This is a genomic window from Streptomyces sp. NPDC040622, assembly GCF_055593965.1.
Map to the genome: position 1 here is coordinate 13,148 of NZ_JBVIXD010000008.1, position 14,400 is coordinate 27,547.

The following is a 14,400-nucleotide window of genomic DNA, read 5'->3' on the forward strand; positions in this document are numbered from 1 at the left end:
ACGAGAGGCACGGGAGGCGGACGCCGGCAGGTATCGGGCTCGGGCCGCTGTGCGACCACTCACCGTTGCGGGGCAGCCCCGGATTCGCACCGGGTTCCCTGTTGCCTCGGCGAACGCTCGTGAGCGCCCCGCCGAACCGACAGAAAAAACACTACATCTGGTGCCATCGCGACATGCCCGGCACAACGGGGTCGATGACGTTCGACCTGGAGAGGGGGACTTTGGGCCCGGCGGCCGCGCACGACTCGGCCGCCGGAGGCGTCGCCGTCAGAACTCGGAAGCCAGAAGCCAGAAGCGAGAAGAGGGCAGTCAGAAGATGGAGAGACCCGTGAGCGTCGTGAAGCGGTCCAGTGCCGCCACACCGGCCACCGAGTTGCCGCGCTCGTCGAGGCCCGGGCTCCACACGCACACCGTGCACCGGCCGGGCACGACCGCGATGATGCCGCCGCCCACCCCGCTCTTGCCGGGCAGCCCCACCCGATGGGCGAAGTCGCCGGCCGCGTCGTAGGTGCCGCACGTCAGCATCACCGCGTTGACCTGCTTGGCGCGGCTGCGGGTCAGGAGCGTGGAGCCGTCGGCCCTTATCCCGTGGCGGGCCAGGAACCCGGCGGCCAGCGCCAGGTCGCCGCAGGACGCCGCGACGGCGCACTGGCGGATGTACTGGTCGAGGAGGTCGGGGACCGGGTTGGAGATGTTGCCGTACGACGCCATGAAGTGCGCCAGCGCGGCGTTCCTGTCGCCGTGGGCGGCCTCCGAGGCGGCGACCTCGTCGTCGAAGGTCAGGTCCGGGTTGCCGGACTCGGCGCGCAGGAAGGCGCGCAGGGCGCCGGAGGCGTCGCCGGTCAGGGTGTGGAGGCGGTCGGTGACGACGAGCGCGCCCGCGTTGATGAACGGATTGCGGGGGATACCGTTCTCGTACTCCAGCTGGACCAGGGAGTTGAAGGGGTTCCCGGACGGCTCGCGCCCCACGTGCTCCCACAGGGCGTCGTCCTCCAGGGACAGCGCCAGGGCGAGCGTGAACACCTTGGTGATGGACTGGGTGGAGAAGGGGTGCTGCCAGTCCCCCACGCCGTACACCGTCCCGTCGAGCTCCGCGACGGCCATGGCGAAGCGGTTCGGGTCCGCCGAGGCGAGGGCCGGGATGTAGTCGGCGGGGCGGCCCCGGCCCGGGGCTGCGTCGATTTCGGCGGCGATGCGGTCCAGGACCGGCTGGAAGGAGGCGGACACGCTGACTCACTTTGGCTTCGTACGGTGATGCTTGCGCCACACCCTAACGCCGGCCCCGGCCCCGTGATCGCCAGGCCCGCGCCCGCGTCGCGCCCCACCGTCCGCGCCCCGCGGGCACACCCGGGGCGACTCGGTGGTGGCCGGCCACACCTCGCTGCCCGCTCCCCCCTACGCGCACGGTTCCGACCGCGGAGCGACCGACCCGGTGATCCTCTCCGCGCGGGACTTCACCGGCCGCCCGACCGCCCGACCGCCCGGCGGCCCGCGTCCACCCGACCGGCAGGGTTCCGCCGGGTTTCCACGGGAGTGGGGTGCGGACCAGCAGGGAGCCCCGGCCCATGCGTGCTGAGTCGAGTCCGCCGGCGGTCCTCGCCCACCCGGACGACGAGTCCCTGTCGGCCGGCGCCCAGCGGGCACTCACCGCCTGACCAGGCGCGATTCCGCGTGCGTAACCCGGTTGTGCCGGGCCGGCGCCGGTGACAGGGTCTCGGCCATGCCTACCTTCTCCGCGCCCGACAAAACCGAGCTCGCCTACCACGTGTACACGGACACCGGAGGGGGCGGCGGGGAGTCCTTCGGGCTCCCGCCCGTGATCTGTCTGCCGGGCGGCCCGATGCAGGCGTCCGCGTACCTCGGTGACCTCGGCGGTCTCGCGGCGCACCGCCCGCTGGTCATGCTGGATCTCCGCGGCACCGGCGACTCCGCGGTACCTGAGGACACCGCCTCCTACCGGTGCGACCGCCTCGTGGACGACGTCGAGGCGCTGCGCGAGCATCTGGGTCTTCGGACCGTGGATCTGCTGGCGCACTCCGCCGGTGCGAACCTCGCGGTGCTGTACGCGGCCCGCCACCCGGAGCGCGTCGGCAGGCTCGCGCTGATCACACCGAGCGTCATGGCCGTCGGCATCCCCGTGACCGGGGACGTCCGGCGCGAGACGGCGCTCCTGCGCCGGGACGAACCGTGGTTCCCCGCGGCGTTCGCGGCCCTGGAGGCCCTCGTGGCCGGACAGGTGACCGCCGAGGCCTTCGCCGCCATCGCTCCCTTCGCGTACGGCCGCTGGGACGCGGCGGCCCGGGCCCACCACGCCGCCGAGGACGGGCAGCGCAACGACGAGGCCGCCGCCGCGTTCGGGGCCGAGGGCGCCTACGATCCCGCGGCCACCCGTGCCGCGCTCGCCCGGTTCGGCTCCCCGGTCCTGGTGCTGGCCGGGGAGGCCGACCTCAACTCGCCGCCGCCCGCGATGGCCGAGCTCGCCGGCCTGTTCCCGTACGCCGAGCTCGTCGTGCGGCCCGGCGCCGCCCACTTTCCCTTCCTGGACGATCCGGAGGGGTTCGTGGCGGCCACGGCGGCGTTCCTGGCCTGACCGGCCGGCGCCCCGCGCGCGTCACCAGATCCGTACGCGTTCCGCCCGGTCGAGCCAGAGACCGTCGCCCTCGACCGTGCCGAACGCCTCGTGGAACTCGTCGAGGTTGCGGACGATGTTGGCGCGGAACTCCGGCGGCGAGTGCGGGTCGATCGTGAGGTACTGCTGCTCCTGCTCCTTGCGGCGCTTGGTGCGCCAGCAGTACGCCCAGTTCATGAAGAGCCGCTGGGAGCCGGTCATGCCGTCGCTCTCGGGCATCGGCTCCCCGTCGAGCGCGATGAGGTACGCGGTGTGCCCGATGGTCAGGCCGCCGAGATCGCCGATGTTCTCGCCGACCGTGAGGGAGCCGTTGACGAACTCGCCGGGCAGGTTGCGGGGCGAGAAGGCGTCGTACTGCGTGACGAGCGCCTTCGACTTCGCCTCGAACGCGGTCTTGTCGGCCGCGGTCCACCAGTCGTTGAGGTTGCCCGCGCCGTCGTACTGTGCGCCCTGGTCGTCGAAGCCGTGGCCGATCTCGTGGCCGATGACCGAGCCGATGCCGCCGTAGTTCTCCGCCGGGTCCGCGTCGGGCGAGAAGAACGGCTTCTGCAGGATGCCCGCGGGGAAGCAGATCTCGTTGGTGCCCGGGTTGTAGTACGCGTTGACGGTCTGCGGCAGCATGAACCACTCGTCGCGGTCGACCGGCGAGCCGATCTTGGCGAGCTCGCGGTCGGACTCGAACGCTGCCGCCGCCTGCGCGTTGGCGAGCAGGTCGTCGGCGGACACCTGGAGCGCGGAGTAGTCGCGGAAGGTGTCGGGGTAGCCGATCTTGGGGCGGAACGTGGCGAGCTTCTCGTACGCCCGTTCCTTCGTCTCGTCGGTCATCCAGTCGAGCCGGGCGATCGACTGGCGGTAGGCCTCCAGGAGGTTGGCGACGAGGTCGTCCATCATCGCCTTGGACGACGGCGGGAAGTGCCGTGCCACGTACTGCTTGCCGACGGCCTCGCCCATGGCGCCCTCGACGAGGGAGACGGCACGCTTCCAGCGGGCGCGCAGCTCCGGGGTGCCGTTGAGGGTGCGGCCGTAGAACTCGAAGTTGTTGCGCACGAACTCGTCCGAGAGGTACGGCGCGCAGGCGCGCAGTACGCGCGTCAGCGCCCAGTCGCGCCACTGCTCGACCGGCGTCCCGGCGAGGACCGTGGAGAGGTGGGCGAGGTAGGACGGCTGGCGGACGCAGGTCTCCGCGATGGTGGCGTCCGAGCCGCCGAGCGCCGCGGCGTAGGCGCGCCAGTCGAACTCGGGGGCCAGCGCGATCAGCTCGTCCAGGGTGGTGAGGTTGTAGGTCTTCTGCACGTCACGGGTCTCGGCCCGCTCCCAGTGGCCCGCGGCGAGCTGCGTCTCCAGATCGAGGACGGTCCGCGCGGCCGCCGCCGGGTCCGCGTGTTTGCCCAGAGTGAGGAGCTCGGTGAGATGGGCGAGGTACTTCTCGCGGATCTCGGCGAACTTCTCCTCGCGGTAGTACGACTCGTCGGGCAGGCCGAGCCCGCCCTGGAGGACGTTGAAGAGGTAGCGGTCGGAGTCGCGGTCGTCCGAGTCGATGTACGAGCCGAAGAGGCCGGAGCCGCCGATCCGCTCGAAGCGGCCGAGGAAGGCCGCGAGCTCCCGGGTGTCCCGCAGGGCCGCGACCTCGTCGATCAAGGGCTGCGCGGGGGCGAGGCCGCGCGCGGCGATGGTCTCCTCGTCCATGAAGGACGCGTACAGGGCGGCGATCTTCCGGGCGTCCTCGGAGGCCGCGCCCGGATCGGCGGACGCCTCCGCCGCCAGCTCCTGGATGATCGTCTTGACCTGTTGTTCTGCGGTGTCGGCCAGCTGTACGAAGGGACCCCAGCTGGAGCGGTCCTCCGGGATCTTCTCGGTGTCCAGCCAGGTGCCGTTGACGTGTCCGAAGAGGTCGTCCTGCGGCCGGATCTCGGGGTTCATGCCCGGGCGGGCGTCATCCAGAATGCTCATCCGGGCAGCCTATGCGAGTGGCCGACGCGGCACGACGGACTGCGGCCCCGAGCCCGCGCCCAGCGATTCGTCACACCGTTCCCGCCGGGTCGGGCGGGGGCGGGCGGCGGCCGGAGGCGGTCGCGCCGCGCTCTTGCGACCGGCACGTCAACTCGCGCACGAAACATCCCAATAGGAGCGATAAGGTATCCCGTCAACCTTCGTACGCCCGTGACGCCCAGGAGAACATCTGTGACTGTAGCCATTGTCCCGTCCGAGGATGTCACCCCCTCCGAGGCCACCGAGGCGACCGCCGCCCCCGAGGACACCGCCACGCCCGGCACCGTGCCCGGGGAAGCCGCCGACGCGGCCTCGCTGGTGGCCGAGGACGCCCGCGAGTTCGGGATCTACGCCCGCACCGGCGGCTGGGCCTTCGGCCTCAAGGTCGCCCGCAGCGTGCGGCCCGGCGGGCAGAGCGCCGGCGAGACGCCCAAGGTCTCGGCCAAGGAGTTCGCCGAGATGGCCGGCTGTTCGGCCGACCGCGTCATGCGCTACTACAAGGCCTGGGACAAGGCCGCCGACGACGGGATGGTGCCGCACTTCGAGGCGCTCTCCCCCGGCATGGACGTGGAACTCCCCGACTCCGACGTCTGGTTGGCGTACTACTCCGCCCGCTCCAGCGCCCTGAGCCAGCGCGGCGAGGCGATCTCGGAGGCGGCCGAGGCCGAGGGCATCCGCCCCACCAAGGCCCTGGAGGTCGCCGAGAACCCCACCGCGCTGCGCGCCGCGATCCTCGCCGACCCCGGTACCGCCGAGGCCGCGCGCAAGGCCCTGATGGACCGCCTCGACGAGGACCCGGCACTCCGTACCGAGCTGGTCCGCGACATCGTCCGCGCGGACGACCTGAAGAAGGCCGTTGCGGCCGAGGCGAAGGCCGGCGACCGTGTCGACTACGTCCGCCAGATCGTGGAGAAGGGCCAGGTCAAGACGCCCGCGGGCCAGATGATCGACGCGCCCGCCGAGCTGCGCGAGGAGGCCGAGCGCCACCTGTCCCTCATCGACGAGCTGGACGACGGCGAGGAGTCGGGCGAGTGGGCGCGCGAGGCGTACGACACGGTGCGCGACCTGGTCGCGCAGACCGTCCAGAGCAACCCGGAACTGCGGGTGCAGGAGCGGCGCGCGAAGTTCTACAGCAGCCTGCAGAAGGCCACGAAGGTCTTCGAGGAGCTGACGTTCGACGACGTGGACGACATCGACGACATCTACGAGGACGACATGGTGCGGCGCCTGGAGGACCTCCAGCAGGCCATCGGCGCGTGCATCACGGCCCTCCAGACGGCGACCGTCCCCGCGCCCGGAACGACCTCGGTCCCGGCACCGGCCGCGGTCCCGGCCGCCGTGGAGAGCTCCGCTCCGCTGGAGACCGAGGGCGAGGAATGGGACGGGTCCTGAACCCGTCCCCCGCTGAGCGCGTCCGCTCCTGATCCGTTCCCGTCACGTCCCCGGAGTCACCCCGTACGTCCCGAGGTTGATCACGGCGCCCGTCCGTAGCACTCGAGTCGTACGCGAGGACCCCTACCGAGAGGGATTCGTCACCCCGGGCCCGGCTCGTAGCTTCTTGATCACGTCACATCGGCGAACGATCGAGAGGCCTCGGATCCATGTACGTCAAGGCATTCGCCCCGGAGTACCAGGGCGAGCTGGGCTCTGAGCTGAGCGTGAACTCCTCCTACGAGGACGTCCGCGCGACGGCCGGCCGCGCACTCTCCCGCGCGGCCGGCGCGGGTGAGCGGGCGCGCGCCGCCCTCGCGCTCGCCGAGGCGAGCCGTCGGCTCGGCCGGGTGGAGGACGCGGGCGACGCCTGGCGGCAGAGCTACCGCAGCGCCCGCGCCGCCGGGGACGCCGGGGCCATGGCCTGGGCGCTGTGGAGCGGCGGCACCCTGGCGAGACAGTGCGGGGCACTGCCGCTCGCCCGGCGGCTGCTGGCGCACTCCGTCGAGCTGGCCGAGGGCGGCGGCGACCGGCTCGCGCACGGGTACGCGCTCGCGGGCCTCGCCGAGACGGGACGCATCCAGGGCGACTACGCGGCCGTCGCCGCGCTCCACGAGGAGTTGCTGGAGCAGGGGCGGGCGCACGGCGAGGCACGGCACATGGTGTGGGCCATGACGGGGATAGCGCAGATGCACCGCAACTCCGGTGAGCACGCGAAGGCCCTGGAGCTGTTCGAGGAGTCGGTCCGGATCTCGACCGCGGCGGACGACGCGCGGGGGCGGGCCTGGTCGCTGCGGGGCGTGGCGGACGTGCTGTCGCTGCGGGGCGAGCCCGACCGGGCGCTGGCGCTGCTCTCGGAGGCCGAGGACGTGTGCCGGGCCATGGATCTGGCGAGCGCGCTGGCCTACAACCACAAGATGCGCGGCAACGTCCTGTACCGCGCAGGGCGTTACGCGGCGGCGCGGGAAACGTACGGCGTGGCCCTCGACGAGTTCACGGCGATGCACGAACCGCGCGGCACCGCGCTGTCCCGGCTCGGTCTCGCCAAGTGCCGTGCGCGGCTCGGGCATGACCGGGAGGCGACGCTCGCCGAACTGGCCGTGCTGGAGGCCGACTTCGACCGCATGGGACTGCGCCACGCCCGCGACATGGTCGTCGCCTTCCGCGCCGAGACGACGGCGGGAGTCACGACGTCGGCGTGATGCGGATCCCGACTGTGCCCTTCAGACCGCGGCGCATCCTGCTGCCGAAGAGCACGAGGAAGCCGGCCACGCCGTACTTGTGCAGGATGAGGGTGCGGTAGCGGGCGGTGACGTCCGGCGGGCAGATCTCGGCGGTGGCGGGCAGCTGCTCGCCCGTGGGGTTGCCCCGCCGGTCGCACGGGCCGACCATGACGTCCGCGCGGTTGCGGATCCGCTTCACCTTCCACGAGTCACCGGGCGTCCAGATCCCGAGGGCGTCGCCGTCCTCGACGACCCAGACGGGACTCGGCACCAGGGTGCCGTTCTTCCGGTAGCTGCTGACCAGGAGGTACTTTCCGGCGCTGAGCTGCGTCAGCGAGGTGTCGGGCATGCGGAGAGTCTAGGGCTCCCCTGGTGAGGATCTCGGTAACCTCTTATATTGGTTACATGGACCAGGCCATGGCGTCCCCGCCGCCCCCGTCGTTCGGCATCCTGATGCGCTCCTACAGCGGATCGACCTACCGATTCGACCCGGGTGCGCTCTGCCTGGAACTGCTCACGACCGGCGGCCCCGACGAGTTCCGCCGCTACGAGACGCTGCACGCGCCGCAGGATCTGGCCGCGTGGGCCGAGCGGTCGCGGCTGACGCCGACCCCTGCCCTGGAGGTGTCCGACGCCGAGGTGGCGGACGCCCGGCGGCTGCGCGACGCCCTGTTCCGCGTGACCACGCTCCGGGCGCTGGGCGAAGCGGCAGACCCGGACGACATCGCCGCCGTCAACGCGGCGGCCGCGCACGCGCCGCTGGTCCCCGCACTCGGGCCCGGCGGCGAACGGCGCTGGGCGGGCCCCGCCGACGGGACCCGGCTCCTTGCCACCGTCGCGCGGGACGCGGTGGACCTGCTGACGGGGTCGTTCGCGCACCGGATCCGGACCTGCTCGGCCGGGAACTGCGCCTTGGTCTACGTCGACACCTCCCGCCCCGGCCGTCGCCGCTGGTGCTCCATGGAGCACTGCGGCAACCGCAACAAAGTTCGGACGCTGCGCGCGCGCCGCTCCGAGGAAGGGTGATCATCATGCCCACCGGACTCACCGAGGACGCCGGCTGGCAGATCGGCGTGTCCCGCACGCTGCCCCATCCGCCCGCCGCGGTCTGGGACTTCATCAGCGGGCCCGACGGGATCGCCCTCTGGCTCGGCCCCGGGGCCGAGCTCTCGCCGGAGCCCGGCACTCCCTACCGGACCGACGCGGGCATCACCGGCGAGGTGCGCGGCTACCGCCCGGGGGACCGCATCCGCGTCACGCACGGCACCACCACGGTCCAGGTCGCGATCAGCCCGGCGGACGACGGGGCCAGGACGGTTCTCCGCTTCCACCAGGAACGGATGGCGGACGCCGAGGAGCGCGAGCACCGGCGTGCGCACTGGCAGTGGGTGATGGACGCGGTCTCCGGGGCGCTCGACGCCGGGGAGTGACGGGGCTCGAACCCGGCCACCGCACGACCCGGGCGCTGTCGCGCCGCGCGCGCGAACGGGTCAGACTGCAGACGTGACTGACAGCGAAGAGACCCCTCGTCGTGGCGGGCACATCCTCGTCACGGGGGCCACCGGCTACATCGGTGGCCGCCTGGTGCCCGAACTGCTGGAGGCGGGGCACCGCGTGCGCTGCCTGGCCCGCTCCCCGGAGAAGCTCCGCGACCACCCGTGGGCCGGCCGGGCCGACGTGGTCCGCGGCGACGTCACGGACCCGGAGTCCCTGGCCCCGGCCCTGCGGGACGTCGAGGTGGCGTACTACCTGGTGCACGCGCTCAACACCGGGTCCGGGTTCGAGGAGACCGACCGGCGGGCGGCCCGCACCTTCGCCGAGCAGGCACGGGCGGCGGGGGTCCGGCGCATCGTCTACCTGGGCGGACTCACCCCCGCGGGCGTGCCGGATGCGGATCTGTCGCCGCACCTGCGCTCGCGGGCCGAGGTGGGGCGCATCTTTCTCGACTCGGGAGTCCCCAGTGTGGTGCTCCGCGCGGCGGTGATCATCGGGTCGGGCTCCGCGTCCTTCGAGATGCTGCGCTACCTCACCGAACGGCTGCCCGTCATGGTGACGCCCAGCTGGGTGCGCACCCGCATCCAGCCGATCGCGGTGCGCGACGTACTGCGCTACCTGGTCGCCTCGGCCGGCCTGCCCGACGACCTGAACCGCGGCTTCGACATCGGCGGCCCGGACGTCATCACCTACCGGGACATGATGCGGGCGTACGCCGACGTCGCCGGTCTGCCGCACCGCCTGATCGTGCCCGTCCCCGTGCTGACCCCGACCCTGTCGAGCTACTGGATCGGCCTGGTCACGCCGGTGCCGCGCGGCATCGCGCGGCCACTGGCGGAGTCCCTGCGCCATGAGGTCGTCTGCCGGGAGCGCGACATCGTGCGGTACGTCCCCGACGGTCCCGGCCACCCGCTGCCCTTCACCGAGGCGCTCCGGCTCGCCCTGCGCAGGATCCAGGAGGCTCAGGTCACCACCCGCTGGTCCTCCGCCTCCGTGCCCGGGGCGCCGAGCGACCCCCTGCCGACGGATCCGGACTGGAGCGGCGGCAGCCTCTACACCGACCGGCGCGAGGCCCTCGTGGACGCCTCGCCCGGGGCGCTGTGGCGGGTCATCGAAGGCATCGGCGGCGACAACGGCTGGTACTCCTCACCGCTCGCCTGGGCGGTGCGCGGCTGGCTCGACCGGCTCATCGGCGGCGTGGGCCTGCGCCGCGGCCGTCGCGATGCCCACCACCTCAGGATCGGCGACTCCCTCGACTTCTGGCGCGTGGAGGAGATCGAGCCGGGCCGGCTGCTGCGGCTGCGGGCCGAGATGCGGCTGCCGGGTCTGGCGTGGCTGGAGATGCGTGTGGGGCAGGACGGTTCGGGCCGCACCCGCTATCAGCAGCGTGCGGTGTTCCATCCGCGCGGGCTGCTCGGGCACGCCTACTGGTGGTCCGTCGCGCCGTTCCACGCCGTGGTCTTCGGCGGCATGGCACGCAACATCGCCCAGGCGGCGGCCAGGGAGCCCGAGCCCCGCTCGTCCACGTGAGTCGGAGTTCCCCGGCCCCGGCTCCGCCCCGGCGGTGAGGACGACCACAATGGTCGCACCCGCACCGAGGAGAACAGCATGGCCAAGTACCTGCTCCTGAAGCACTACCGCGGCGCTCCGGCGGCGGTCAACGACGTGCCCATGGACCGGTGGACGCCCGAGGAGGTCGCGGCCCACGTGCAGTACATGAACGACTTCGCGGCCCGACTCCAGACGACCGGCGAGTACGTCGACAGCCAGAAACTGGGCCCCGAGGGCACCTTCGTCCGCTACGACGGCGAGGGACGTCCGCCGGTCACCGACGGACCGTTCGCCGAGACCAAGGACGTCATCGCCGGCTGGATGGTCATCGACGTCGACAGCTACGAGCGCGCCCTCGAGCTGGCCGGAGAGCTGTCGGCCGCTCCCGGGGCGGGCGGCAAGCCGATCCACGAGTGGCTCGAGCTGCGCCCGTTCCTGACCGCGTCGCCCTGCGTCACGGGGTGACCCCGGCGATGGACGAGGCGCTGCTGAGGAGCCTCACGCCGGGGGTGCTGGGCATCCTCGTCCGCCGCGGGGCGGACTTCGCGGCGGCCGAGGACGCCGTGCAGGACGCGCTGGTCGAGGCGGTCCGCGGCTGGCCGGCCGAACAGCCACGGGATCCGAAGGGCTGGCTCGTCACCGTGGCCTGGCGCAAGTTCCTCGACGCCTCCCGGTCGGATGCCGCACGGCGCCGGCGCGAGGACCGTGCCGAGGAGGAACCGGTGCCCGGTCCCGCGTCGGCCTCGGACGACACCCTGCAGCTCTACTTCCTGTGCGCCCACCCCTCACTGACCCCGTCGTCCGCCGTCGCGCTCACCCTGCGCGCCGTCGGCGGTCTCACCACCCGCCAGATCGCCCAGGCCTACCTGGTGCCCGAGGCGACCATGGCGCAGCGCATCAGCCGTGCCAAGCGCACCGTCTCCGGCGTGCGGTTCGACAGTGCCGGAGATGTCGCCACCGTGCTGCGCGTCCTCTACCTCGTCTTCAACGAGGGCTACTCCGGCGACATCGACCTCGCCGCCGAGGCCATCCGGCTCACCCGGCAGCTCGCGGCGGCGATCGACCACCCCGAAGTGGCGGGCCTGCTCGCCCTCATGCTGCTCCATCACGCCCGCCGGGCCGGAAGGACCGCGCCCGACGGCGGCCTCGTGCCGCTCGCCGAGCAGGACCGCCGCCTCTGGGACACCGCGGCGATCGCCGAGGGCGTCGCGATCCTGCAGGCGGCCCTCGCCAGGGACCGGCTCGGCGAGTTCCAGGCCCAGGCCGCCATCGCGGCCCTGCACGCCGACGCCCGCACCGCCGAGGAGACCGACTGGGCGCAGATCGTCGAGTGGTACGACGAGCTCGCGGGCCTGACGGACAGCCCCGTCGTCCGGCTCAACCGGGCGGTGGCCGTCGGCGAGGCCGAAGGACCCCGCGCCGGCCTGGCCGCGCTCGCCGCGCTGGACGACTCGCTGCCCCGCCACACCGCGGTGGCGGCGTACCTGCACGAACGCGACGGGGATCCGGCGACGGCCGCACGGCTGTACGCCGAGGCCGCCCACAAGGCACCCCACCTCGCCGAACGCGACTACCTGACGCGCCAGGCCGCCCGGCTCAACACCGGCAGGAGCGCATGACGCCGGGCCGGCGCCCCGGACGGTGGGCGGCGGCGGAGGGTGCGGCGGTTCAGTGGTTGCGCAGCGCGTCGATCAGCTCTGCTTTGGTCATCTTGGAGCGCCCGTCGATGCCGACCTTCTTGGCCTCGCTGTACAGGTCGTCCTTGGATCGGTCCTCGTACGTCCCGGCACGGCCGCCCTTGCGGCCGGTGGCCGAGCGGGACCCGCCGGAGTCGTTGGCGATGCGCGCCGCCTTCTCCTTGCCGGCGCCCTCGCGGCGCAGCGCCTGATAAACCTTCTCGTCCTTGATCTGTGCCCTGGGCACGACGACCACCCGTTCCCGATCGGAGGTGCACCTTGCCCTTCATGCGTACCCCGGCATCCAGAGTTCTGCCATCCGGATCCGTGCCGGGCCGCGAGCGCCGTGCTCCGGTGCCGCTCGCACCCGTCCGGCCCTCGTTGTCAGCCCCGGGAACGGTGCGGGAGCCGGCCTGCCGGCGAGGTCGGCGTTGAGCGCTGAAGCCGCGAAGGAGACGGGGACGGCCGCCCTCCGGCCGGTCGATCTGGCGCGTGCCGCGGGCGTCTCCCCGCAGCAGATCCGCAACTACGCCGACGCGGGCATCCTGCCGCCCGCCCCGCGCTCCCCCGCCGGCTACCGACGGTTCGACGCCGGGCACCGACAGGCCCTGCTCGCCTACCGGGCCCTGGTCCGCGGCCACGGATCGGGCCCGGCCCAGGCGGTCATGCGGGCCGTGCACGCCGGGGACGTACCGCGTGCGCTGGCCCTCGTCGACGCCGGGCACGCCGCCCTGCACCAGCAGCGCACCTCCCTGCGGACGACCGGCGATGCCCTGGAGGCCATCGCCGAGGACGGGCCCGCCGCCCCCGCCCTGCCGCGCTCGCGGCTGCGCATCGGGGAGGCGGCCGCCCACCTGGGCGTGCGCGCCTCGGCCCTGCGGGTCTGGGAGGCCGCCGGGCTCCTGACGCCGTCGCGCGACCCGGTCACGCACTACCGCTCCTACCTGCCCGCCGACGTGCGCGACGCTCGCATCGTCCACCTGCTCCGGCAGAGCCACTACCTCCTGCCGCAGATCCGTCCGGTCCTGGACGACCTGCGCCGCAGTGGCGGCGTCGGGGCGCTCCGCGCGGCCCTGGCACGGCGCGGGACGTCACTGGACCTGCGGGCGCGGGCGATGCTGGAGGGAGCGGCCCACCTGCACCGCTACCTCACGGACAGGGACACGACCCCGGATCGGGATCAGGGGCCGGACCACGATCCGGCGGGGCCCGCCTCTCTCGGCCCGTACAGCGCGGACGGGGCGCCCGAGGCCAGGGCCCAGTAGCGGTCGCCGTACGACCAGTGCCACCACTCGGTGGGGTAGTTGACCAGTCCCGCGCCCGTCAGGGCGGCGCCCAGGATCGTGCGGTGGGTACGGGCCTCGGCGCTGATGTTGGCCGCGCCTGTGTAACAGGCGCCCTCGCTCTCCTCCGGGTCCGCGTTCATCCGGGTGCCCAGGTCGAGCTCGCGCCCCTCGGCGTCGGCGAGCGTCAGGTCGACGGCCGCGCCGGCGCTGTGCGGGGCGATGTCGGGCGGGGAGACGTAGCGGCTGGCGGCAGCGTGGATCTCGGCGGCCGGCCGGTGCGGGTGGAGGGCGCGCAGCTGCTCGGCGTACTCCTCGAAGTAGCGGCGCTGCAGCGACGGCGGCCGGTACCCCTCCACGAAGAGCAGCCGCAGGCCCGGCGGCAGCAGTTCCCCGGCCCGCGCAAGACGCCGCAGTACGCCCTCGCGCAGCAGCGCGAACACGGCTTCGGGCTCTGCCTGCTGCCGGGCGTCGACCAGCAGGTACCTGCCTTCCCGCCCGGCTCCCGCGCCATGCGCATCCCGTACGTCGACGAGTCGCTCCCCGCACTCGCGTACGGGAACGGCGGCGACCCGCGGATCCGACATGAGGACGATCCCGCCCGGCGGGCCCGCGACGGCGGGCGGAAATGTCATGCCGTCGGCCACGGGGTCACCTCGATCACGGCGTCCACCGGCAAGGGGCCGTACACGTGCGGGAACTCGACACCGCCGGGCTTCGCGGCCTCGAACCGCACCGGCGCGCTCAGGCGTTCGCTGTCGATGGTGAGGACCACGAGCTCGTCGGGTCCCTCGTAACTCCCGTAGACCAGGGCGACCGTGCCCGGCAGCTGTTCCGGCAGCGAACAGTGGATGAAACCCACCTCACTGAGCGTCTTTCCCCGCGTCGACATCGTGTACGTCCCGGCGTCGCGGGCCGCTTCCCACAGCGCGCGCTCGGTGATGTGCAGCAGTCGTGTCATGGATCAACGGTACGTGGCCGGTGGGAGGGGCAGGCGCGGGGCCCCGACGCCCCAGGGCCACGCCACAAACCCGCGCTCCAAGCCCCACCGCCCCCCCCCCCCCCTATTCGTCTTCCCCCTCCCCTTCCCCCGAGCCGCCAGCGTGGGGGGCTGGGTTTTTGTC

The 14,400-nt window shown here is 73.0% G+C and carries 15 protein-coding genes and 1 riboswitch; of the genes, 9 read left to right on the top strand and 6 right to left on the bottom strand.

The window, feature by feature from the left end:
- Window positions 1-8: 8 nt before the first annotated feature.
- Window positions 9-156: riboswitch (cobalamin riboswitch) on the bottom strand.
- A 153-nt stretch (window positions 157-309) separates the two neighbouring features.
- The gene (locus tag ACZ592_RS23270; protein WP_471583531.1) at window positions 310-1,227 is read right to left on the bottom strand and encodes a glutaminase; all 918 of its coding nucleotides are present in this window, start codon (window positions 1,225-1,227) and stop codon (window positions 310-312) included.
- Between the two features lie 493 nt (window positions 1,228-1,720).
- Here ACZ592_RS23270 and ACZ592_RS23275 point away from each other — a divergent pair, with 493 nt between their 5' ends.
- Window positions 1,721-2,590 carry an alpha/beta fold hydrolase gene (locus ACZ592_RS23275; protein ID WP_471583532.1) on the top strand — a complete coding sequence of 290 codons (870 nt, stop codon included), beginning with the start codon at window positions 1,721-1,723 and terminating at the stop codon, window positions 2,588-2,590.
- 21 nt (window positions 2,591-2,611) lie between these two features.
- Here ACZ592_RS23275 and ACZ592_RS23280 read toward each other — a convergent pair whose 3' ends face one another.
- Window positions 2,612-4,579, bottom strand: a complete 1,968-nt coding sequence (locus ACZ592_RS23280) for a M13 family metallopeptidase (RefSeq protein WP_471583533.1) — start codon at window positions 4,577-4,579, stop codon at window positions 2,612-2,614.
- A 324-nt stretch (window positions 4,580-4,903) separates the two neighbouring features.
- On the opposite strand from ACZ592_RS23280, the gene ACZ592_RS23285 reads away from it, so the two are divergent.
- Together ACZ592_RS23285 and ACZ592_RS23290 are read left to right on the top strand one after the other, a co-directional pair.
- Window positions 4,904-6,010 carry a hypothetical protein gene (locus tag ACZ592_RS23285; protein ID WP_471583968.1) on the top strand — a complete coding sequence of 369 codons (1,107 nt, stop codon included), beginning with the start codon at window positions 4,904-4,906 and terminating at the stop codon, window positions 6,008-6,010.
- A 209-nt stretch (window positions 6,011-6,219) separates the two neighbouring features.
- Window positions 6,220-7,251, top strand: coding sequence for a tetratricopeptide repeat protein (locus ACZ592_RS23290; protein ID WP_471583534.1), 1,032 nt, complete (start codon window positions 6,220-6,222; stop codon window positions 7,249-7,251).
- On the opposite strand, the gene ACZ592_RS23295 is transcribed toward ACZ592_RS23290, so the two are convergent.
- Complete coding sequence (locus ACZ592_RS23295; protein ID WP_471583535.1) at window positions 7,235-7,621, bottom strand: PPOX class F420-dependent oxidoreductase; 387 nt, start codon at window positions 7,619-7,621, stop codon at window positions 7,235-7,237. The two genes, ACZ592_RS23290 and ACZ592_RS23295, sit on opposite strands and share 17 nt — an antisense overlap.
- A gap of 56 nt (window positions 7,622-7,677) precedes the next feature.
- Here ACZ592_RS23295 and ACZ592_RS23300 point away from each other — a divergent pair, with 56 nt between their 5' ends.
- The 5 genes from ACZ592_RS23300 to ACZ592_RS23320 all read left to right on the top strand — a co-directional run bounded on the left by ACZ592_RS23300 (window position 7,678) and on the right by ACZ592_RS23320 (window position 11,936).
- Complete coding sequence (locus ACZ592_RS23300) at window positions 7,678-8,298, top strand: CGNR zinc finger domain-containing protein (protein WP_471583536.1); 621 nt, start codon at window positions 7,678-7,680, stop codon at window positions 8,296-8,298.
- A 5-nt stretch (window positions 8,299-8,303) separates the two neighbouring features.
- Window positions 8,304-8,702: an SRPBCC family protein gene (locus ACZ592_RS23305; protein ID WP_471583537.1), complete on the top strand. Its 399-nt coding sequence runs from the start codon at window positions 8,304-8,306 to the stop codon at window positions 8,700-8,702.
- A 73-nt stretch (window positions 8,703-8,775) separates the two neighbouring features.
- On the top strand, window positions 8,776-10,296 hold the full coding sequence (locus ACZ592_RS23310; protein ID WP_471583538.1) for an SDR family oxidoreductase: 1,521 nt from the start codon (window positions 8,776-8,778) through the stop codon (window positions 10,294-10,296).
- Window positions 10,297-10,374: 78 nt separating this feature from the next.
- Window positions 10,375-10,782, top strand: coding sequence for a YciI family protein (locus tag ACZ592_RS23315; protein WP_471583539.1), 408 nt, complete (start codon window positions 10,375-10,377; stop codon window positions 10,780-10,782).
- Between the two features lie 8 nt (window positions 10,783-10,790).
- A complete protein-coding gene (locus ACZ592_RS23320; RefSeq protein ID WP_471583540.1) occupies window positions 10,791-11,936 on the top strand; it encodes an RNA polymerase sigma factor in 1,146 nt (381 codons plus the stop codon).
- A 49-nt stretch (window positions 11,937-11,985) separates the two neighbouring features.
- Here ACZ592_RS23320 and ACZ592_RS23325 read toward each other — a convergent pair whose 3' ends face one another.
- Window positions 11,986-12,240: a DUF7218 family protein gene (locus ACZ592_RS23325; RefSeq protein WP_471583541.1), complete on the bottom strand. Its 255-nt coding sequence runs from the start codon at window positions 12,238-12,240 to the stop codon at window positions 11,986-11,988.
- 184 nt (window positions 12,241-12,424) lie between these two features.
- On the opposite strand from ACZ592_RS23325, the gene ACZ592_RS23330 reads away from it, so the two are divergent.
- Entirely contained in the window at window positions 12,425-13,258 is an 834-nt protein-coding gene (locus tag ACZ592_RS23330; protein ID WP_471583542.1) for a MerR family transcriptional regulator, read from the top strand.
- Here ACZ592_RS23330 and ACZ592_RS23335 read toward each other — a convergent pair.
- A complete protein-coding gene (locus ACZ592_RS23335; RefSeq protein WP_471583969.1) occupies window positions 13,174-13,863 on the bottom strand; it encodes a M15 family metallopeptidase in 690 nt (229 codons plus the stop codon). The two genes, ACZ592_RS23330 and ACZ592_RS23335, sit on opposite strands and share 85 nt — an antisense overlap.
- Window positions 13,864-13,907: 44 nt before the next feature.
- Window positions 13,908-14,237: a DUF952 domain-containing protein gene (locus tag ACZ592_RS23340; protein WP_471583543.1), complete on the bottom strand. Its 330-nt coding sequence runs from the start codon at window positions 14,235-14,237 to the stop codon at window positions 13,908-13,910.
- Between the last annotated feature and the right edge of the window lie 163 nt (window positions 14,238-14,400).

What these genes read in the sequence shown, in the direction of transcription:
- ACZ592_RS23275 (WP_471583532.1), top strand. Translation starts at nt 1,721, where the DNA reads ATGCCTACCTTCTCCGCGCCCGACAAAACCGAGCTCGCCTACCACGTG.
- ACZ592_RS23280 (WP_471583533.1), bottom strand. Translation starts at nt 4,579, where the DNA reads ATGAGCATTCTGGATGACGCCCGCCCGGGCATGAACCCCGAGATCCGG.
- ACZ592_RS23290 (WP_471583534.1), top strand. Translation starts at nt 6,220, where the DNA reads ATGTACGTCAAGGCATTCGCCCCGGAGTACCAGGGCGAGCTGGGCTCT.
- ACZ592_RS23295 (WP_471583535.1), bottom strand. Translation starts at nt 7,621, where the DNA reads ATGCCCGACACCTCGCTGACGCAGCTCAGCGCCGGAAAGTACCTCCTG.
- ACZ592_RS23300 (WP_471583536.1), top strand. Translation starts at nt 7,678, where the DNA reads ATGGACCAGGCCATGGCGTCCCCGCCGCCCCCGTCGTTCGGCATCCTG.
- ACZ592_RS23305 (WP_471583537.1), top strand. Translation starts at nt 8,304, where the DNA reads ATGCCCACCGGACTCACCGAGGACGCCGGCTGGCAGATCGGCGTGTCC.
- ACZ592_RS23315 (WP_471583539.1), top strand. Translation starts at nt 10,375, where the DNA reads ATGGCCAAGTACCTGCTCCTGAAGCACTACCGCGGCGCTCCGGCGGCG.
- ACZ592_RS23320 (WP_471583540.1), top strand. Translation starts at nt 10,791, where the DNA reads ATGGACGAGGCGCTGCTGAGGAGCCTCACGCCGGGGGTGCTGGGCATC.
- ACZ592_RS23335 (WP_471583969.1), bottom strand. Translation starts at nt 13,863, where the DNA reads ATGTCGGATCCGCGGGTCGCCGCCGTTCCCGTACGCGAGTGCGGGGAG.
- ACZ592_RS23340 (WP_471583543.1), bottom strand. Translation starts at nt 14,237, where the DNA reads ATGACACGACTGCTGCACATCACCGAGCGCGCGCTGTGGGAAGCGGCC.